Annotated in this window: 13 protein-coding genes and 2 riboswitches; of the genes, 9 read left to right on the top strand and 4 right to left on the bottom strand. The window is 63.6% G+C overall.

Going from position 1 to position 19,238, the window contains the following annotated elements:
• Positions 1 to 180: 180 nt before the first annotated feature.
• The 8 genes from BCY88_RS22845 (at position 181) to BCY88_RS22810 (ending at position 11,555) form a co-directional block, all read left to right on the top strand.
• Positions 181 to 1,230 (top strand): oxidoreductase, encoded by a 1,050-nt coding sequence (locus BCY88_RS22845; protein WP_120346450.1) that lies wholly within the window; start codon positions 181 to 183, stop codon positions 1,228 to 1,230.
• Positions 1,231 to 1,453: 223 nt separating this feature from the next.
• Entirely contained in the window at positions 1,454 to 1,807 is a 354-nt protein-coding gene (locus BCY88_RS22840) for a hypothetical protein (protein WP_120346449.1), read from the top strand.
• A gap of 142 nt (positions 1,808 to 1,949) precedes the next feature.
• Positions 1,950 to 2,051: riboswitch (glycine riboswitch) on the top strand.
• Positions 2,052 to 2,084: 33 nt separating this feature from the next.
• A riboswitch (glycine riboswitch) is annotated at positions 2,085 to 2,256 on the top strand.
• 80 nt (positions 2,257 to 2,336) lie between these two features.
• Entirely contained in the window at positions 2,337 to 3,455 is a 1,119-nt protein-coding gene (gcvT, locus tag BCY88_RS22835) for a glycine cleavage system aminomethyltransferase GcvT (protein WP_120346448.1), read from the top strand.
• A 66-nt stretch (positions 3,456 to 3,521) separates the two neighbouring features.
• Complete coding sequence (gcvH, locus tag BCY88_RS22830) at positions 3,522 to 3,902, top strand: glycine cleavage system protein GcvH (protein ID WP_120346447.1); 381 nt, start codon at positions 3,522 to 3,524, stop codon at positions 3,900 to 3,902.
• Between the two features lie 94 nt (positions 3,903 to 3,996).
• On the top strand, positions 3,997 to 6,933 hold the full coding sequence (gcvP, locus tag BCY88_RS22825; protein WP_120346446.1) for an aminomethyl-transferring glycine dehydrogenase: 2,937 nt from the start codon (positions 3,997 to 3,999) through the stop codon (positions 6,931 to 6,933).
• 118 nt (positions 6,934 to 7,051) lie between these two features.
• Positions 7,052 to 8,182 (top strand): alginate lyase family protein, encoded by a 1,131-nt coding sequence (locus BCY88_RS22820; protein WP_120346445.1) that lies wholly within the window; start codon positions 7,052 to 7,054, stop codon positions 8,180 to 8,182.
• A gap of 27 nt (positions 8,183 to 8,209) precedes the next feature.
• Positions 8,210 to 9,598 carry an L-serine ammonia-lyase gene (locus tag BCY88_RS22815; protein ID WP_120346444.1) on the top strand — a complete coding sequence of 463 codons (1,389 nt, stop codon included), beginning with the start codon at positions 8,210 to 8,212 and terminating at the stop codon, positions 9,596 to 9,598.
• A gap of 247 nt (positions 9,599 to 9,845) precedes the next feature.
• The gene (locus BCY88_RS22810) at positions 9,846 to 11,555 is read left to right on the top strand and encodes a thiamine pyrophosphate-binding protein (protein ID WP_120346443.1); all 1,710 of its coding nucleotides are present in this window, start codon (positions 9,846 to 9,848) and stop codon (positions 11,553 to 11,555) included.
• A gap of 149 nt (positions 11,556 to 11,704) precedes the next feature.
• Here the strand turns inward: BCY88_RS22810 and BCY88_RS22805 are convergent, their stop codons facing one another.
• On the bottom strand, positions 11,705 to 12,853 hold the full coding sequence (locus BCY88_RS22805; RefSeq protein ID WP_120346442.1) for a branched-chain amino acid ABC transporter substrate-binding protein: 1,149 nt from the start codon (positions 12,851 to 12,853) through the stop codon (positions 11,705 to 11,707).
• A gap of 89 nt (positions 12,854 to 12,942) precedes the next feature.
• Positions 12,943 to 16,884, bottom strand: coding sequence for a trifunctional transcriptional regulator/proline dehydrogenase/L-glutamate gamma-semialdehyde dehydrogenase (gene putA, locus BCY88_RS22800; protein ID WP_120346441.1), 3,942 nt, complete (start codon positions 16,882 to 16,884; stop codon positions 12,943 to 12,945).
• Positions 16,885 to 17,213: 329 nt separating this feature from the next.
• Between putA and BCY88_RS39915 the strand changes: the two genes are divergently transcribed.
• On the top strand, positions 17,214 to 17,384 hold the full coding sequence (locus BCY88_RS39915; protein WP_183081428.1) for a hypothetical protein: 171 nt from the start codon (positions 17,214 to 17,216) through the stop codon (positions 17,382 to 17,384).
• A gap of 138 nt (positions 17,385 to 17,522) precedes the next feature.
• On the opposite strand, the gene BCY88_RS22795 is transcribed toward BCY88_RS39915, so the two are convergent.
• The gene (locus BCY88_RS22795) at positions 17,523 to 17,768 is read right to left on the bottom strand and encodes a hypothetical protein (protein ID WP_259461487.1); all 246 of its coding nucleotides are present in this window, start codon (positions 17,766 to 17,768) and stop codon (positions 17,523 to 17,525) included.
• Positions 17,768 to 19,198 carry a YeiH family protein gene (locus tag BCY88_RS22790; RefSeq protein WP_120346468.1) on the bottom strand — a complete coding sequence of 477 codons (1,431 nt, stop codon included), beginning with the start codon at positions 19,196 to 19,198 and terminating at the stop codon, positions 17,768 to 17,770. The genes BCY88_RS22795 and BCY88_RS22790 overlap by 1 nt, the downstream gene beginning before the upstream one ends.
• Positions 19,199 to 19,238 lie beyond the last annotated feature (40 nt).

Below are 19,238 nucleotides of genomic sequence, written 5' to 3'. Positions count from 1 at the left end.
CCCCCGGTTGGCGGCTCCCAGTCAACGCCGACGCTTCGCTTGAACGATCTGGCGACAGATATCCCTGACATGCGCCCGAGACAAGCCTGACAGTCCGCCTTCGGGACATGCCACAATTACGGTGTTGCGCGCCGTCGCCACGGTGGCAAAACGGCGCGCCGTTTTTGCAGGAAGACACGCATGTCCGCATCGCTGAAGATTGGATTGATGGGTTACGGTTTTGCCGGCGCAACCTTTCACGCGCCGGTGATCGAGCACTGCGGGCGAGCCAGCGTCGCGGCCATCGCGACGAGTCACCCGGAGCAGGCACAGGCCGATTACCCGCACGCAAAGGTGGTGCCCGATCTCGACGCCCTGCTGGCGATCGAGGAAATCGACTGTATCGTCATCGCGACGCCCAATGACACGCACTTCGACCTCGCGCGCCGCACGCTGGAAGGGGGCAAGCACGTAGTGGTCGACAAGCCGGTCACGCTGAGCGCCGCGGATGCCCACACGCTCGCCAACATTGCGCTTGCCCGGGGCAAGCGGTTCGTGCCCTTTCATAACCGTCGCTGGGACGGTGATTTTCTGACCGTCAAGGATCTGCTGACGAACGGAGAGTTGGGGCGCATCACGCAATACGAATCGCATTTCGACCGTTTCCGGCCGGAAGTTCGGCAGCGTTGGCGCGAGGAGGCTTCGCGCGGCGGCGGCTTGCTGTTCGATCTCGGACCGCATCTGATCGATCAGGCGCTGGCGCTCTTCGGCGCGCCGCAAACCGTGTCCGCGACGGTTCGCACGCATCGCGACCAGGCCAGCGCGCCGGACTACGTCCATATCCAGTTGGGATACGGTGAATTCGAAGTGGTGTTGCATGCCAGCGCGCTCACTGCACTGGTCGCGCCGAGGTTCACGATTCACGGCACGCACGGGAGCTACGTGAAATACGGGCTCGATACGCAGGAAGATCAGCTGAAAGCCGGCTTGCGGCCCGGCGACGAGGGCTTCGGCGCGGGCAACGCGGCGGGCGTGCTGCGTGTGCTCGAAGGCGATCAGGAAGTGGAGCGGGAGGTGCCTACGCGCAACGGCGATTACGTCGGCTTCTATATTGCTTTGGCGGATGCCATTCAGAACGGCGTGAAATTTCCGGTCAGCGCTCAGGATGCGGTCGACGTGATGACGATCATCGAGCTTGCGGCCCGGAGCTCGGAGGAAGGCGTCCGCTTGCCTTTTGAGCGCATTCGCTGACTTTTTGCCTACGCTACAGAGTACTTACAGCGTGCTTCCTGGCCTTTCAGGCGGTTCGGCGGCGGCACGCAAACATCGCCGCCGCCCAACGCAGAATTCCTGACAAGCCCGAAAGGAACATAACGTTACAAATAACCCTGTCTTCGCGGTCAGCGCAAATGCCCGGCAAGCCGTTGCTACCCCGGTAGCACCACACAAAACGACAACGACTTCCGGAGAGTCCATGCCCCGTATCGTCCGCGCAGTAGCAGCATGCGCATTGCTTAGCTCTCTCGCCGCCTGCGTGGTGGCGCCCCAGCAACCCGCGCCGGCGCCGCGCCCCAACCCGCAGCAGATCGCGGATGAGCGCCTCCATCAGGTCTACGGCCGTATCGACAACCTGAGCCGCCGGATCGACGTTCGCGTCAACCAAGGCTACTACCCGCCCCCGCAAGGCGGCGCGTTGCATCACCGCCTCGACGTGATCCGTCAGGAAGCGCACGATATGGCAGCGCAACACGGCGGCGGCCTGTCCGGCGACGAACAGCGCGTGCTGAACCAGGAACTGGACAACGCGGCACACGCCATCGGCGAATAATCGCGCCAGTTCAGGCACTGCAACAAAAAAGCGCGGGCATAACGTCCCGCGCTTTTTTTTGACTTCAGTGAGCCAGCAATGCCGCCCCCCATGCCCGTTGCGGGCCTTTATTTGACAAGCCCCCGGCCCTCGCGTACATTCGCCGCACGCGTCGGGAGAGCGCGCTGGCCGCAGAAAATCGCAGGCCGCGCCGCCGAAGGGGCACACCCACAAACTCTCAGGCAAAAGGACCGGCCGCGTCGAAAAACCCGCGTCAAGGCAACACCAAGGCATGGGTTTTTCGCACTCTGGAGAGCGGCAGTAGCCGTCTGCATCGCGTACCGTGAACGTACGTCGAGCGGATTCTGGCAAGCTGCCCACCGAAGGGGCGCGCGTTTCACCGTAGCGATCAAGGCTTCAACATCGCACGGTAGCGCAATCTCTCAGGTATCGAGGACAGAGGGGTCATGCAACGCAATCGCTCGCAGCCGGCAGGCCGCGAGGCTTAGCGCCGCATGGCCTTTTTGTTTCGCGAGACGCCTGAGGCCCCATGACCGAACTCAAACACACCCCGCTCAACGCCACCCATCGTGCGCTCAACGCCCGTATGGTCGATTTCGGCGGCTGGGACATGCCCGTCAACTACGGCTCGCAGATCGACGAACACCGCGCCGTGCGCACCGACGCCGGCATGTTCGACGTCTCGCATATGTGCGTCGTCGATTTCACCGGCGAGCGCGTGCGCGCCTTCTTCGAATACGCGCTGGCCAACAACGTCGCCAAGCTGCAAACGCCGGGCCGCGCGCTCTATTCCTGCCTGCTGAACCCGAATGGCGGCGTGATCGACGATCTGATCGTCTATTACTTCGGCGAAGATCACTTCCGCGTGGTCGTCAACGCCGGCACCGCCGATAAAGACATTGCCTGGTTCGGCCAGCTCAACGCCGAAGGCGGCTTCGGCCTGACCATCACGCCGCGCCGCGACTATGCGATCGTCGCTGTGCAAGGCCCGAACGCGCGCGAGAAGGTCTGGCAAACCGTGCCGGCCGCGCGCGCCGCCACTGAAAGCCTGAAGCCGTTCAATGCCGCGCGCGTCGAAGAGACGCCGTTCGGCGAACTCACCGTCGCCCGCACCGGCTACACCGGCGAAGACGGCTTCGAAATCATCGTCCCGGCGGATCACGTCGCAGCGCTCTGGAACGCGCTGCAAACACAAGGCGTGCGCCCAGCGGGTCTTGGCGCGCGCGATACGCTGCGCCTCGAAGCCGGCATGAACCTGTACGGCCAGGATATGGACGACAACGTCTCGCCGCTCGACGCCGGCCTCGCCTGGACCGTCGACCTGAGCTCGCCGCGCGACTTCGTCGGCAAGGGCAAGCTCGAAGCCAACGGCTCGCAGGCTGCGTTCGTCGGTCTGATCCTGCTGAAGGAAAACGGCAAGGCGGCGGGCGTGCTGCGCGCCCACCAGAAAGTCGTCACGCCGCACGGCGAAGGCGAAATCACCAGCGGCACTTTTTCGCCCACCATGCAGGAATCGATCGCCTTTGCGCGCGTGCCGAAAGGCGTGCAGCCGGGCGACACCGTTCATGTCCAGATTCGTGACAAAAACGTCCCTGCAAGCGTGGTAAAACTGCCGTTCGTGCGCAACGGCAAAGTGCTCGCAGTTTAAGCAGCCGGCGCGTGCGTCGTTTTTTTTATTGAATCCATACCGAATCACACCGCATAGGAGCATCCGATGAGCATCCCGGCCGATCTGAAATACACCGAATCGCACGAGTGGGTCCGCACCGAAGCGGACGGCACGCTGACGGTCGGCATCACCGACCACGCGCAGGAAGCGCTCGGCGACATCGTCTTCTTCGAAGTCCAGGAACTGGGCAAATCCGTCGACGCAGGTGACACCGTCGCCGTGATCGAGTCGGTGAAGGCCGCCTCCGACATTTACGCACCGGTCGCAGGCGAAATCATCGAAGCGAACCCGGCCGTCGCCGACGCGCCGGATGGCGTCAACAGCGCGCCGTACGAGAACTGGCTCTTCAAGATCAAGCCGGCTGCGGGCGCATCGCTGGATCGCCTGATCGACGCGGACGCGTACTCGAAGTCGATCGGCGCCTGATTTACCGCACGCTGCACCATTACGTTTAAACCCGACAGGCGCGGCGCGTCCGATTCAATTACCGAACGGACGCCCGCACCGGCAGGAACACCTCATGAAGCTCGAACACCCGGATCGTCTGATGAACCGCACTCCTCTCTCGCTCGCCGCGCTCGAAGTGCATGACGCCTTCGCTGAACGGCACATCGGCCCGGATTCGGCCGACCAGCAGGCGATGCTCGAAGCCCTCGGCTTCGCCTCGCGCGCCGCGCTGATCGACGCCGTCATTCCGAAGACGATCCGCCGGGCCGAAGCGCTGCCGCTCGGCCCCTTCGTGCAACCGAAGAGCGAAGCGGAAGCGCTCGCCGCGCTGCGCGAGCTCGCGGACAAGAACCAGGTGTTCCGCTCGTACATCGGGCAGGGCTACTACAACGCACACACCCCGGCGGTGATCCTGCGTAACGTGCTCGAAAATCCGGCGTGGTACACCGCGTACACGCCGTATCAGCCGGAAATTTCGCAGGGCCGTCTGGAAGCGTTGCTGAACTTCCAGCAGATGATCGTCGACCTGACCGGTCTGGCGATTTCGAATGCCTCGCTGCTCGACGAAGCCACCGCCGCCGCTGAAGCCATGACGCTGCTGCAACGCGTCGGCAAGCCGAAGTCGAACGTGTTCTACGTCGCCGACGACGTGCTGCCGCAAACCATCGAAGTGGTGAAAACGCGCGCCACGCCGGTCGGCATCGAAGTGAAAGTGGGCCCGGCTGCAGACGCCGCGAACGCCAACGCGTTCGGCGTGCTGCTGCAATACCCGGGCGTGAACGGCGACGTGCGCGACTACCGCGCACTCGCTGATGCGATCCACGCAGCGGGCGGCCACGTGGTGGTCGCCGCCGACCTGCTGGCGCTGACCGTTCTGACGCCGCCGGGCGAATGGGGCGCGGACGTGGCCGTGGGCAACACGCAGCGTTTCGGCGTGCCGGTCGGTTTCGGCGGCCCGCACGCGGCTTACCTCGCCGTGCGCGACGAATTCAAGCGTCAGATGCCGGGCCGTCTCGTCGGCGTGACCGTCGACGCCCAAGGCAATCCGGCGCTGCGTCTGGCGCTGCAAACGCGCGAACAGCATATCCGCCGCGAGAAGGCGACCTCGAACGTGTGCACCGCGCAAGCGCTGCTCGCGATCATGGCCAGCATGTACGCCGTCTATCACGGCCCGCACGGTCTGAAAACGATCGCGCTGCGAGTGAACCGCATCGCCGCCTTGCTCGCCGAAGGTGCGAAACAACTCGGCTATACGCTCGTCAACGAAACCTTCTTCGACACACTGACGTTCGAAAGCGGCGCGCGTACCCAGGCGCTGCACGACGCGGCAAAAGCGCGGCGCATCAACCTGCGCCGCGTGAGCGACACGCAAGTCGGCCTGTCGGTCGACGAAACCACCACGCGCCATGATCTGGCCGATCTGCTCGCCCTGTTTGCAGAAGCAGCGGGCGCGAAAGACGTGCCGCAAGTCGACGCGCTCGACGCAGCCATCGCCGCGTCGAACACCGCCTCGGTGCCGGCCGCGCTGGAGCGCACCAGTGCGTACCTCACGCACCACGTGTTCAACCGTCACCATTCCGAAACGGAAATGCTGCGCTATCTGCGCAGCCTGTCGGACAAGGACCTCGCGCTCGACCGCTCGATGATCCCGCTCGGCTCGTGCACGATGAAGCTGAACGCGACCTCGGAAATGCTGCCGGTCACGTGGCCCGAATTCGGTCAGATTCATCCGTTCGCGCCGGCTGAGCAAACCGTCGGCTACCGCGAGATGATCGATCAACTGGAAGAAATGCTGGTCGCGGCGACCGGTTACGCAGCGGTCTCGCTGCAACCGAACGCGGGCTCGCAAGGCGAGTACGCGGGTCTGCTGATCATCCACGCGTACCACGCGTCGCGCGGCGAAGCGCATCGCAATGTCTGCCTGATTCCCGCTTCGGCGCACGGCACGAACCCGGCGTCGGCACAAATGGCCGGCATGCAGGTGGTCGTGGTGGCGTGCGACGCGCAAGGCAACGTCGATATCGAAGACCTGCAGAAGAAAGCCGATCAGCACGCCGACAAGCTCGCGGCGATCATGATCACGTACCCGTCCACGCACGGCGTGTTCGAGGCGAACGTCCGGGAAATCTGCGAGATCGTGCATGCGCACGGCGGCCAGGTGTATGTGGACGGCGCGAACATGAACGCCATGGTTGGGCTGTGCGCGCCTGGCCAGTTCGGCGGCGACGTCTCGCACCTGAATCTGCACAAGACTTTCTGTATTCCGCACGGCGGCGGCGGACCGGGCGTCGGTCCGGTTGCGGTCGGCGCGCATCTCGCGCAATTCCTGCCGAATCAGATTTCGTCGGGCTATGAACGCGCGCCGAACGGTATCGGCGCGGTGTCGGGCGCACCGTACGGTTCCGCTTCGATCCTGCCGATTTCGTGGATGTACATCGCGATGATGGGCGCGAAGAACCTCACCGCCGCTACCGAAACCGCGATCCTCAACGCCAACTACGTCGCGAACAAACTCGCGCCGCATTATCCGGTGCTGTATTCGGGCCCGGGCGGACTGGTCGCGCACGAGTGCATTCTGGATCTGCGCCCGATCAAGGACAGCAGCGGCATCACCGTCGACGACGTCGCCAAGCGTCTCGCCGACTACGGCTTCCACGCGCCGACCATGAGCTTCCCGGTGCCGGGCACGCTGATGGTCGAGCCGACCGAATCGGAATCGAAGGAAGAACTCGACCGCTTCATCGAAGCGATGATCGCGATCCGCGAGGAAATCCGCGCCGTGGAAGAAGGCCGCTCGGACCGCGAAGACAATCCGCTCAAGCATGCGCCGCACACGGCAGCGGTGGTGATCGCGAACGACTGGAAGCATGCGTATGCACGCGAAACCGCGGCGTATCCGCTGCCCACGCTGATCGCGAAGAAGTACTGGCCGCCGGTCGGCCGGGCGGACAACGTGTACGGCGACCGCAATCTGTTCTGCTCCTGCGTGCCGATCGCCGACTACGAGTAAGCGTGTCCGCCAACCGCGCATCGTCTGCAAGGTTGTAAGCAGGCGTTGCGCGGTTCTGTCGCTTGGGTCCGCAAACGGCTAACATCTCACACCGAATCAGCCCAACGAGGAGTTTCGCATGGCGCGAAAGGTGCGATTGATGCAAAGCCGGACCGAAGCAAGGCGAGCCCAGACGTGGCAGCAGGCTTTTACATTGCTGTTGGCGAGCGCGGCGGTGCTGCTGCCGCTGCGGCAGGCGCAGGCCGCGATGAATTTTTGTGCAGCGCCCGCGCTGCAAACCAGCGAGCGCACCAATGCCGATCCGGGTGTCAAAGCGCTGGTGAGCAATGTGCAGGCGCATCTGAACGACGCACCGCATGCGGTGGCGAAACTGCATACCGAAGGCACGTTGCCGCATGAGGGCATTTACGATCAAAGTGTCGAGGCGGAGAAGGATCTCGATCTGCTGCGTGACGCCGCGCTTGCCTGGCGTGCGACCAGTGACGACCGCTATCTGAAGCTGGTCGACCGTCTGCTGTATGCGTGGGTCACGACTTATCAACCCAGTTTCAATCCGATCGACGAAACCCGTTTCGAAGGCCTGATCCTCGCCTACGACATGACCGCGAGCGCGTTGCCGGTAAAGACGCGCAATGCATCGATGGCGTTCCTCACGAAGCTCGCGAGCGGCTATATCGCGCAGATCGACGCGCAGCCGCGGCCGCTCAAGGGCACGTTCCGGAACAACTGGCAAAGCCACCGGGTCAAGCTGATCGCGATGGCCGCGTTCACGCTGGATAACCGCAAGATGATCAACGCGGCACAGCGCCTGTTCGACGAGCACATCGGCGACAACATCGCGCCGGACGGCTCGACAGTGGATTTCGCCGAGCGCGATGCGCTGCACTACGTCACCTACGACCTCCAGCCGCTCGTGACCGCCGCACTCGCCGCGCGCCGCCACAACCGCAACTGGTTGCCGGAGAAGGGGGCGAACGGCGCCTCGCTGGCAGCCGCGCTGAACTGGCTCACGCCGTACGCGGACGGCAGCAGGACGCATGAAGAATTCGTGCATTCGAACGTGGCGTTCGATGCCAAACGTCGCGAGGCCGGCTTACCCGGCTATTCGGGTCAATGGGATCCGAAAAACGCGACGGAACTGTTTCACCTGGCGGCGCGTCTGGATGGACGCTATACGCCGATCGCGCTGCAGCTCGCACCGACGCCGCCCGCGTGGCTCGCCGTGTGTTTGCCGCTGCCGGCGCGCTAAACTTACTTTTATCAGCAGGAGCAGTAAATGGCAGTCAGCGTGTTCGACCTCTTCAAAATCGGCATTGGTCCGTCCAGTTCGCATACGGTCGGGCCGATGCGTGCGGCACTGATGTTCGCGCAAGGGCTCGAACGCGACGGGCTGCTTGGCGCGACGGCCTCGGTGAAAGTGGATTTGTACGGTTCGCTCGGCGCAACCGGCAAGGGGCACGGCACCGATCGCGGCGTGATGCTCGGCCTGATGGGCGACGCGCCCGACACGGTCGATCCGGACACCATCGCGCAACGGCTGGAAGCGGTGAAAAGCTCACGCAAGCTCGCCTTGCTCGGCACGCACGATGTGCCGTTCGTGCAAAAAGATCACATTTCGTTCTATCGCCAGGCGCTCGCGGAGCATCCGAACGGCCTGAAGCTGCGCGCATTCGACGCGCAGGGCGAGACGCTGCGCGAGTCGACGTATTTATCGGTGGGCGGCGGTTTTGTGGTGACAGCGGGCGCGCCGAATACGAAGGTGCTGAGCGCCGTCGAACAGTTGCCGCATTCGTTCCGCAGCGGCAACGAATTGCTCGCGCTGTGCAAATCGACCGGCAAGAGCATCGCGCAATTGATGTGGGACAACGAACGCGTCTGGCATACGGAAGAAGAGACGCGTGCCGGCTTGTTGAAGATCTGGGGCGTGATGCAATCGTGCGTGGCGCGCGGTTGCGGCATCAACAATCCCGATGCAGACGGTACTTTGCCTGGTCCGTTCCAGGTGAAGCGCCGTGCCCCACAGTTGTATCGCGCGTTGTCGAGTAATCCTGAGCTGGCGCTCCGCGATCCGCTGTCGATGGTCGACTGGATCAACCTCTACGCCATCGCCGTCAATGAAGAAAACGCCGCGGGCGGGCGCGTGGTCACGGCCCCGACCAATGGCGCGGCCGGCATCATTCCGGCGGTGCTGCATTACTACACGCGCTTCATGTCGGGCTCGAACGAGCAGGGCGTGATCGACTTCCTGCTGACGGCGGCCGCGATCGGCATTCTGTACAAGCTGAACGCGTCGATCTCCGGCGCGGAAGTGGGCTGCCAGGGTGAAGTGGGCGTGGCCTGTTCGATGGCCGCGGGTGCACTCGCGGCGGTGATGGGCGGCACGCCTGAGCAAGTCGAGAATGCTGCCGAAATCGGCATGGAGCATAACCTCGGACTGACGTGCGATCCGGTCGGCGGAATGGTGCAGATTCCGTGCATCGAGCGCAATGCAATGGGCTCGGTGAAAGCCGTGAATGCCGCGCGCATGGCGCTACGCGGAGACGGCACGCATTACGTGTCGCTGGACTCCGTAATCAAGACCATGATGCAGACCGGCGCCGATATGAAGACGAAGTACAAGGAAACCTCGCGCGGCGGGTTGGCGGTGAATATTGTGGAGTGTTGAGGACGCCGGGATTCGCCGGCGGGTATGCGGCGGGTTGTGCGAATGACAACGCGGGCTTCGGCCCGCGTTTTCGTTTCCGCGACGCCCGCGCTTCACGAACGCGGTTGCGCTGCGCCATGACATTGGATGCGCGGTCGGCGTAAGCTGTCGAGGCGCCCATCGGCTTTGTGCCTTATGCAAACCCCGATGCGGCAACAACCCAACAGCACCGATCTCACCCATCGCCACGCCTGGAGGCTTCATCGCAATGCCGCTCGCTTCTGAATCTTCTTCCGCCGCCCAAACCACCGGCGCGCGTCTCGTCGTAGACGCCTTGCTGACACACGGCGTCGAACGTGTTTTCTGTGTTCCTGGTGAGAGCTTTCTCGCCGTACTCGACTCGTTGCACGACGAGACTGAACGCATTCAGACCATCGTCTGCCGTCACGAAGCGGCTGCGGCAAACATGGCCGAGGCCGTCGGCAAATTGACTGGACGTCCGGGCGTCGCGATCGTCACGCGCGGACCGGGAGCGACGCATGCCTCGATCGGCGTGCATACCGCGTTCCAGGACTCCACCCCGATGATCCTGCTGATCGGCCAATGCGCGCGCGAGCATCTCGATCGCGAGGCCTTCCAGGAAATCGACTACCGGCGCATGTTTGGGCAGATGGCCAAGTGGGTCGCGCAAATCGACGATCCCAAGCGCATTCCCGAGTATCTGAGCCACGCGTTTTATACCGCGACGTCGGGACGTCCGGGACCGGTCGTGTTGTCGCTGCCGGAAGATGTGTTGAGCGACGCGTGCGATCTGGTTGCCGGCGCGCCCGCCTACAAGCGTGTGGCGGCGTCGCCGTCCGCGGCTCAGATGGACGAGTTGCGCCGACTGCTGGAAGGCGCGCAACGGCCGATGGTCATTGCCGGCGGTAGCGGTTGGACACCTGCGGCGTGTGCCGACCTGCAGCGCTTCGTCGAGAATTGGCAATTGCCGATTGGCCTCGCGTTCCGCTTCCAGGACACGCTGGATAACGAGCATCCGAACTATGCGGGCGATGTCGGCCTGGGTATCAATCCGGCGCTTGCTCAACGCATCCGCGATGCGGATCTGCTGCTCACGCTTGGACCCCGTTTGGGTGAGGCCACCACCAACGGCTACACGCTGCTCGATATTCCGAAAACGAAGCAAACCTTGGTGCACGTTCATCAAGGCGCGGAAGAACTTGGCCGCGTGTATGCCGCCGATCTGCCGATTGTCTCCGGCATGCCGGAACTGGCGGCCCTGCTTGCCGAACTCAAGCCTTCGTCCGACACGCTTGCATGGAGCGGCGCCGCGGCAGAAGCGCATCGCGCGTATCTCGACTGGCGCAAGCCACGTCCCATTCCGGGCGACGTGCAGATGGGCGAAGTGATCCAGCAATTGCGCGCGCATTTGCCGGACGACGCGATCCTCACCAACGGTGCCGGCAACTACGCGACGTGGCTGCATCGGCATTTTTCATACCGGCACTATCGCTCGCAACTCGCACCGACCAGCGGCGCGATGGGCTACGGCGTACCGGCTGCGATCGCGGCGAAGTCGATGTATCCGCAACGTGCGGTGGTCGCGCTGGCCGGCGACGGTTGTTTCATGATGTCCGCGCAGGAACTCGCCACGGCGATGCAATACGATCTGCGCGTGATCTTTATCGTGGTGAACAACAGCCACTTCGGCACGATCCGGATGCATCAGGAACGGCACTATCCGAATCGCGTGCACGGCACCGGCCTCACGAATCCGGACTTCGCGGCGTTCGCCAGGTCGTTCGGCGCGCATGGTGAGACGGTGGAGCGTACTGAAGATTTTCTGCCGGCGTTGCAGCGTTCAATGGAAGCGAAACGGGCGGCAGTGATCGAGATTCGCATGCCGCAAGAGGCGAGCACGCCGGGCGCGACGTTGGAGCAGATTCGCGAGCAGGGGAAGAAGCTGCGAGGGGAGTGACGGCGTTACGTCCTGCCCCCTGCACGCACAGCGAAGCACACAAGAAAAAGCCCTGCGGTTCGAAAGAACCGCAGGGCTTTTTTGTGCAATGAGCCGGTGAGCGTCAGGCTGAAACCGCTTGCCCTCGCAGACTCATGGCGAAAAACCGCTTACTTCCCGCCCACGCTTTGCAGCGTCGTCCACTTGCCGTCGACAACCTTGTACAGCGTGATGCCGCCGTTCTTCAGGTCGCCCTTGCCGTCGTACGCGAGGTTCGCTGCCGTCACTGCCGGCATCGAGGTCTTCGCGAGCAGCGGCAGGTACTTGGCCGGATCGGTCGAGTTAGCCTTCTTCATCGCGTCGAACATGGCCATTGCGCCGTCGTACGCGTACGGCGAGTACGTTTGCACGTCTTCGTTGAAGCGCTTCTTGTACTTCGCGACGTAGTCCTTACCGCCCGGCATTTCTTCCAGCGGCAGGCCGGCGAGCGATGCCACCGTACCATTCGCTGCGTCACCCGCGATCTGGATGAACGTCGGCGTGTGGACCATTTCGCCGCCCATCAGCGGCGCCTTGATGCCCAGTGCCTTCATCTGCTTGACCATCGGTGCCGCTTGCGAATCCGCGCCGCCGTAATAGATCAGGTCCGGTTGCACCGACTTCAGCTTGGTCAGGATCGACTTGAAGTCGACAGCCTTGTCGTTCGTGTATTCACGATCGACAATCGTGCCGCCCGCCGCCTTCGCAGCCTTTTCGAACTGATCAGCCAGACCTTGGCCGTAAGCCGTACGGTCGTCGACGATCGCGATCTTCTTCACGCCCAGGGTCTTCACCGCGAACGTGCCGGCGACCGAACCTTGCTGCGTGTCGGACGTCATCATGCGGAACGTGGTCTTGAAGCCTTGTTGCGTGTACTCAGGCGCGGTGGCCATGGCGATTTCGGGGATGCCCGCGTTCGCGTAGATGCGCGAAGCCGGAATCGTGGTGCCCGAGTTGAAGTGACCGAGCATGCCCTTGATGCCGTCATCCACCAGCTTTTGTGCAACGGTCGTGCCGGTGCGCGGGTCAGCCTGGTCGTCGGCCGAATCCAGCACGAAGCGAACCTGCTTGCCGCCGATTACCGGCTTGGTGGCGTTCATGTCTTCCACTGCCAGCGTGATGCCGTTCTGGAAGTCCTTGCCGTAGTGCGCCTGTGCGCCCGTCATCGGACCGGCAAAGCCGATCTTCACGTCTTCAGTCGATTGAGCGTTGGCCGTCCCCGCCAGCGACATTGCCGCAACCAGTGCTGCGCCTGCCAGCTTTGTCATCTTGTGTTGCATAGCTTCTCCTTGGTACCAGGTGTGGATGGAGCGGTTTTTCGGGGTCGCCGTACCGCTTCCGTTCTATTGAAGGGATCAATGAGGTTCGCTCAACCGATCGTCATCAAATTTGCATTACCGCCTGCTGCTGCCGTATTCACACTCACCGAGCGCTCCGTCAACAGACGCTCGAGCGCATAGTCTTCATCGCCGCTTTCCAGCGCGCGGGCCGCGACGCCTTGCACCGAAACAATCGGCCCCGGACGTTTCGCGACTTCCTTCACCAGCGCCAGCAGTTCGTCGCTGTCGCCTTCGAACAGTACTGCGTCGAACGGCGTGTCGGCGCTCTTCTTCACGCTTGCGTGGGACTTCAACGCGGCAGGCAATTGCGACACCAATTGTTCCCCAGCCGCGCCTTCGAACAACGCGCGATTTCCCGTAGCCAGCGCCGCGGCGAACTGCACGCGCGCACCGCTTGCCGTCGAGGCGATACACAGCACTGTGCCGCGCGCGCCGAGCGTGTACGTGTTGCGCTCGCCCGTGGGGCCCGACAATACCGCAGTTGCGCCCGCCGGCACATGCGACAGATAACCGTCGCAACGTGCGGCCAGCGCCGCCTGTTGTTCGCCGATCAGCCAGTCGCGCAGCGCCGTCAAGGCCGCGGACGGACTGTCGCCGCGATTATCCCCGTTCGGGCCGGCTTGCGGTACATCAACCACCAGCGACTGCGCCAGCGACTTCGGCAAGCCTGCCGGACGCGTCGCCAACAGGCGCTGCAGATACAGTGCGCCACCGGCTTTCGGACCCGTGCCCGACAAACCTTCACCACCGAACGGCTGAACCCCCACCACCGCGCCGATCACGTTGCGGTTCACATAGATGTTGCCGACATGCGCGCGGCTGATCACGTGGCCGATGGTTTCATCGATCCGCGTATGGATGCCGAGCGTCAGGCCGTAACCGGTCGTGCGGATCTGTTCGAGCAGCTTGTCGAGCTGGCTGCGGCGGTAACGCACCACATGCAGCACCGGGCCGAACACTTCACGCTTCAATTCGTCGATGCTGTCGAGTTCGATCAGCGTCGGCGGAACAAACGTGCCTTGCGCGCCGCCTTCCGGCATCGGCAGTTGCTCGATCTTGCGGCCTTTTTCGCGCATCGCCGCGACGTGCGCGTCGATACCGCGTTTTGCATCGAGGTCGATCACCGGGCCGACGTCGATCGAAAGGCGATCCGGATTACCCACTGACAGTTCGCGCATCGCGCCCGTCAGCATTTCCAGCGTGCGGTCCGCAACGTCTTCCTGCAGACAAAGAACGCGCAACGCAGAACACCGTTGACCGGCGGAATCGAACGACGACTGCAGCACGTCCGCCACCACCTGCTCCGCGAGCGCCGACGAATCGACGATCATCGCGTTCTGACCACCCGTTTCGGCGATCAGCGGAATCGGCTTGCCTTCCGGATCGAGGCGGTTCGAGAGCGTCCGGTTGATCAGGCGTGCGACTTCGGTCGAACCGGTGAACATCACCGCACGGGTGCGCGGATCGGCCACGAGAGCGGCGCCGACCGTTTCGCCATCGCCCGGCAGCAGTTGCACCGCGCCCGCCGGCACGCCGGCTTCGCGCAGAATACGCACGGCTTGTGCGGCGATCAGCGGCGTTTGTTCAGCCGGCTTCGCGAGCACAGTGTTGCCGGCTGCAAGCGCCGCCGCCACCTGGCCCATGAAAATCGCCAGCGGGAAATTCCACGGGCTGATACACACCACCGGACCGAGCGGGCGATGCGTGTCGTTGGAAAATTCGTTACGGATCTGCGTCGAGTAGTAGCGCAGGAAATCGATCGCTTCACGGATTTCCGCAACCGCGTTCGCCAGCGACTTGCCGGCTTCCCGCACCACGAGACCCATCAGCGTGTGCATCTGCGCTTCGAGCAGATCGGCGGCACGTGCCAGACAGTCGGCACGGGCATCGACCGGCGTGGCTTGCCAGATCGGCGCGGCGGCAACCGCGTGGGCCAATGCTGCGCTGACGTGTTCCGAGGTCGCTTCGACCACCGTGCCGACGAGGTCACGATGATCGGCCGGGTTGCGCACGTCGCGAGCGACGCCCACGGCAATCTCGTTGTCTTCGAGCATCGGCGCGGCGCGCCACGGATGATGCGCGCTCGCCAGCAACGCCGACGAGAGCGACGCCAGACGGTGTTCGTTCGACAGATCGAGGCCCATCGAATTGAGGCGCTCTGCACCGAACAGATTGCGCGGCAGCGGAATCTTCGCGTGCGGCGCGCCGAGCGGCACGATCTTCGAGGCTTCGTCGACCGGGTCGGCGATCAGGTCCTTGATCGCGACGTTTTCATCGGCGATACGGTTCACGAACGAGGTGTTCGCGCCGTTTTCCAGCAGGCGGCGCACGAGATACGCGAGCAGCGTTTCATGCGTGCCGACCGGCGCGTACACGCGGCACGGACGGTTCAGCTTGTCGCGGCCGGTGACCTCTTCGTACAGCGGTTCGCCCATGCCGTGCAGGCACTGGAATTCGTACTGACCGGGGTAGTAGTTATTGCCCGCGAGGTGATAGATCGCCGACAGCGTGTGCGCGTTGTGCGTGGCGAACTGCGGATAAACCGCGTCCGGCGCGCCGAGCAGCTTTTTCGCGCAGGCCAGGTACGACACGTCCGTGTAGATCTTGCGCGTGTAGACCGGATAGCCTTCGAGGCCATCCACTTGCGCGCGCTTGATTTCGGTATCCCAATACGCGCCCTTCACGAGGCGAACCATGATGCGGTGACGGCTGCGGCGCGCCAGATCGATCAGGTATTCGATCACGAACGGGCAGCGCTTCTGGTACGCCTGCACCACGAAACCAATGCCGTTCCAGCCGGCCAGTTCCGGGTCGAAACACAGCGCTTCGAGCAGATCGAGCGAGATTTCGAGGCGGTCGGCTTCTTCGGCGTCGATGTTCAGGCCGATGTCGTAGCGGCGCGCGAGGATCGCCAGCGAGCGCACGCGCGGCAGCAGTTCGCTCATCGTGCGTTCCTGCTGCGAGCGCGAATAGCGTGCGTGCAGCGCCGACAGCTTGATCGAGATGCCCGGGCCTTCGTAAATGCCGCGGCCGCCGGCTGCCTTGCCGATCGCGTGAATCGCCTGCTCGTACGACGCGTAGTAGCGTTGCGCGTCGGCTTCGGTCGTGGCGGCTTCGCCGAGCATGTCGTACGAATAGCGGAAACCGCGCGCTTCGTACTTGCGGCTGTTAGCCAGCGCTTCCGAGATGTTCTCGCCGGTGACGAACTGTTCGCCCATCAGGCGCATGGCCATATCCACGCCCTTACGGATCAGCGGTTCGCCGCCCTTGCCGATCAGGCGCGTCAACGCCGACGACAGACCCGTCTCGCTATTGGTCGTCACCAGCTTGCCGGTGATCATCAAGCCCCACGTCGCGGCGTTGACGAACAGCGACGGCGCCTGGCCGACGTGCGATTTCCAGTCGCCCTTGCTGATCTTGTCGCGGATCAGCGCGTCGCGCGTGGCGCGATCGGGAATGCGCAGCAGCGCTTCGGCGAGGCACATCAGCGCCACGCCTTCCTGGCTCGACAACGAAAATTCGTGGATCAGCCCTTCGACGCCACCGCCCTTGCTCTTCGTGCGCAGCGTTTCGACCAGCTTGCCGGCCATGGACTGCACATCGCCCGCGAGATTGGCCGGCAAACGCGCCTGGCCGAGCAGGAAGGGCACGCATTCCGGCTCGGGACGGCGGTACGCCGCGGTGATCGCCGCGCGCAGCACCGATTGCGGCTGCACGTTTTGCGCGAATTCGAGGAATGGATGCGACGCGCTGTCTTCGTCGTGCTCCACCGCGGCGCCGTCTGCCAGATCGGCCGTGCCGGTGTGGCCTGACAATTCCGGAGGCAACTGTCCATGCTCGATCTTTTCGAGGTATGCGAAGATCGCCTGCTTGATCAGCCAGTGCGGAGTGCGCTCGAGGCGGGTGGCGGCATCTTTCAGCCGGGAACGCAGGAGGTCGTCGACCTTGACGCCAAGGGTGGTGCTAGCCATGTTTCCTTCTTCGGATACCAGACGACATCGCTGGGTATCGCCGGTGAGAGACTAAAAGTTGAGCGAATCGTACGCCTCCCAATAAAAAGGTGCAACCATGCATCGCGCATGGTTGCACCTTCGCGAAAGCCTTGTGCGGCGGGTGTTTGCGCCGGATGGCGCCGCGCGTGGCGACGGCGGTTGCGATCAGTACTTTCCCTGGCGTGATTCTTTTCGCTTTTACCCTTATCAGATTGCTCTGCGCGCCGTTATACAGAACATGGGTGGTTCGCGGCCTGAAGTCAGGCACGCACATAAAAAGCGGTACGGGGTTTTAGAGGACTGGTGAAATGGAAAAGTGGTTGGTCATACTGGGCATCTGGGCGATGTGTGCAATGTGCGCCGTGCTGTTCATCCGTGGCGCGACGGGTGGCGCGGGCAAACGCACGGGCGCCGAAGGGCGCGCGCGTCCGGCATCGCGCGCATCGGCTGGCGATGCGCGGGCAGCTGCGAACGATTGAACGGCTGAATCCGGCGCCTCGCGATAAGCAGGCGAGGGTTGGCGTCGATTGAGATCTCGATCGAGGTCGCGATTAACCCAGCGAGTTGTGAACGCGCGTCGCCCGGCTTTTCAACCGGCGACGGCGCAGACGCGCGCGTCAGTGATGCGGGATCGGCTCGAACCGGGCGCAGGTGTCGTCAGGCGAAACGAGCTGGTCGTGCAGACGGCAAAGCCGGCTGTCCGCCACGCTCGCGCCAAATCCGGAACTGAACACGGCGAGGCCAGCAATGCTCTGCTCCAATGAATGCCGATCCTCGGCGCGATACCGGCAGTGTGCACAGCGCGCCACACACGCGTCGCCGCGTGCGTGGGCCGTGCCGGCGATGCGGACAGCCTCGCTCATTACGAGCCCTGCCCCAAGCTATTCCAGTACGGTGCGAACACGTGCGCGGACAGCGCGTAGCCGATGGCGATATTGACCACCACGCCGGCCGTGAAGGCCAGGAACGGTTTCAGGCCGGTGGCTGAAAGTGCGCGCAGACGGGTGGTCAAGCCAATGCTCAGGAAACAGAACGTGAACGCCCACGTGCGCAGCGCGGTGATCGGCGCGACAAATTCAGGCGTGACGACCTTGCGATAGTCGGCTAGCGAGTAGTGGCTGGCGATCCACGTCACCAGCGCCGATGCGATGACGAAACCGATCACGAATTTCGGAAAACGCGCCCAGATTTCACCCACATTGGCCTTGGCCTGAACGCCGCTGTCCTGCGATTCCCAGCGTGTCGTGGCGACAATCGCCAGCACGAACGCCCAGATACCGATCCAGATGTCGCGGCCAACGACCTTCATCAGCGTGAACGCCTGCAACGACGCCTCGGGCGCGCCGGCGATCACGCCGCCCGCATGCTTCGCGAAGTCGCCGTAGGCTTGCGCGGCGGCAATGCCTGCGGCGTCGGCGAATTCCGAGGTGCCGATCCATGCACCGGCTACCGCCGTCGAAAGCCCCAGCGAGCGCGATGCGAACGGCAGCACGAAGATCATCACGATCGCCCACAGCACGACTAGCGTGATCGCCACCGACGCCTGTTCGCGCTTCGCCCGCACCGCGCCTGCAATCGCAATCGCCGCCGACACGCCGCACACCGCGCCGCCCACCCCCAGCACGGCCGCAAACCGCCGGTCGAGGCCGAGCGCCTTGCCCACAAAGAAGATCACGAAGAAGGTCACGAGCGAAACGATAGTCGCCTGCCCGACCGCGACCGGTCCCGCCCACACCAGCAAGGTGAACGGCAGCGTCGCGCCGAGCAGCACGATGCCGACCTTGATATAAAACTCCACGCGCAGGCCCGCCGAAAACCATTCGGGCAACGTGAACAGGTTGGAAATCAGGAGACCGAGCGCCAGCGCCACCAGCGGCGGCTCGAGGTTGTACTTCGACGCATTGACCCACGCACCCAGCGTGAAGATCAGCGCTGAGGCGACGAACAGGATCAGGAATGATCCGAAGAATGCGCCGACCCGTTGCTTCAGCGCGGCAAGGCTCACGCCGAACAGCACGGCAAACACGATGAACAGCGCGACATAATTCGGCAGATGCTTGCCGACGTCCTGCGCGGCTTGTGCCACGCTCGACCATTTGGCCGGCGCGACCGCCAACCACTTGATGCTACTGCCCGAGGCGAACAGCCCCCAGGCAATCACGATCACCAGCAGGCCGATCCAGACGGCCCACCAGTCTTCGGTCGAAAAGAGACCGCCACCGTGTGCACTCCGGTCGCTACGGTGTTCGCCGGGCGCCGCGCCGGTCGGCAGTGTTTGATTGGTATCGCTCATCGTCATGCCCCGAGTGAGTTGAGTAGCATCGGCGCGGGAA

The sequence above is a fragment of the Paraburkholderia fungorum genome, from assembly GCF_003610895.1.
Taxonomy (GTDB): domain Bacteria; phylum Pseudomonadota; class Gammaproteobacteria; order Burkholderiales; family Burkholderiaceae; genus Paraburkholderia; species Paraburkholderia fungorum_B.
The sequence above is the reverse complement of the archived record's forward strand: the minus strand, read 5'-3'. Positions and strand labels throughout refer to the sequence as shown.

What these genes read in the sequence shown, in the direction of transcription:
- gcvT (WP_120346448.1), top strand. Translation starts at nt 2,337, where the DNA reads ATGACCGAACTCAAACACACCCCGCTCAACGCCACCCATCGTGCGCTC.
- BCY88_RS22810 (WP_120346443.1), top strand. Translation starts at nt 9,846, where the DNA reads ATGCCGCTCGCTTCTGAATCTTCTTCCGCCGCCCAAACCACCGGCGCG.
- BCY88_RS22790 (WP_120346468.1), bottom strand. Translation starts at nt 19,198, where the DNA reads ATGAGCGATACCAATCAAACACTGCCGACCGGCGCGGCGCCCGGCGAA.
- gcvP (WP_120346446.1), top strand. Translation starts at nt 3,997, where the DNA reads ATGAAGCTCGAACACCCGGATCGTCTGATGAACCGCACTCCTCTCTCG.
- putA (WP_120346441.1), bottom strand. Translation starts at nt 16,884, where the DNA reads ATGGCTAGCACCACCCTTGGCGTCAAGGTCGACGACCTCCTGCGTTCC.
- BCY88_RS39915 (WP_183081428.1), top strand. Translation starts at nt 17,214, where the DNA reads ATGGAAAAGTGGTTGGTCATACTGGGCATCTGGGCGATGTGTGCAATG.
- BCY88_RS22840 (WP_120346449.1), top strand. Translation starts at nt 1,454, where the DNA reads ATGCCCCGTATCGTCCGCGCAGTAGCAGCATGCGCATTGCTTAGCTCT.
- BCY88_RS22805 (WP_120346442.1), bottom strand. Translation starts at nt 12,853, where the DNA reads ATGCAACACAAGATGACAAAGCTGGCAGGCGCAGCACTGGTTGCGGCA.
- BCY88_RS22820 (WP_120346445.1), top strand. Translation starts at nt 7,052, where the DNA reads ATGGCGCGAAAGGTGCGATTGATGCAAAGCCGGACCGAAGCAAGGCGA.
- gcvH (WP_120346447.1), top strand. Translation starts at nt 3,522, where the DNA reads ATGAGCATCCCGGCCGATCTGAAATACACCGAATCGCACGAGTGGGTC.
- BCY88_RS22845 (WP_120346450.1), top strand. Translation starts at nt 181, where the DNA reads ATGTCCGCATCGCTGAAGATTGGATTGATGGGTTACGGTTTTGCCGGC.
- BCY88_RS22795 (WP_259461487.1), bottom strand. Translation starts at nt 17,768, where the DNA reads ATGAGCGAGGCTGTCCGCATCGCCGGCACGGCCCACGCACGCGGCGAC.
- BCY88_RS22815 (WP_120346444.1), top strand. Translation starts at nt 8,210, where the DNA reads ATGGCAGTCAGCGTGTTCGACCTCTTCAAAATCGGCATTGGTCCGTCC.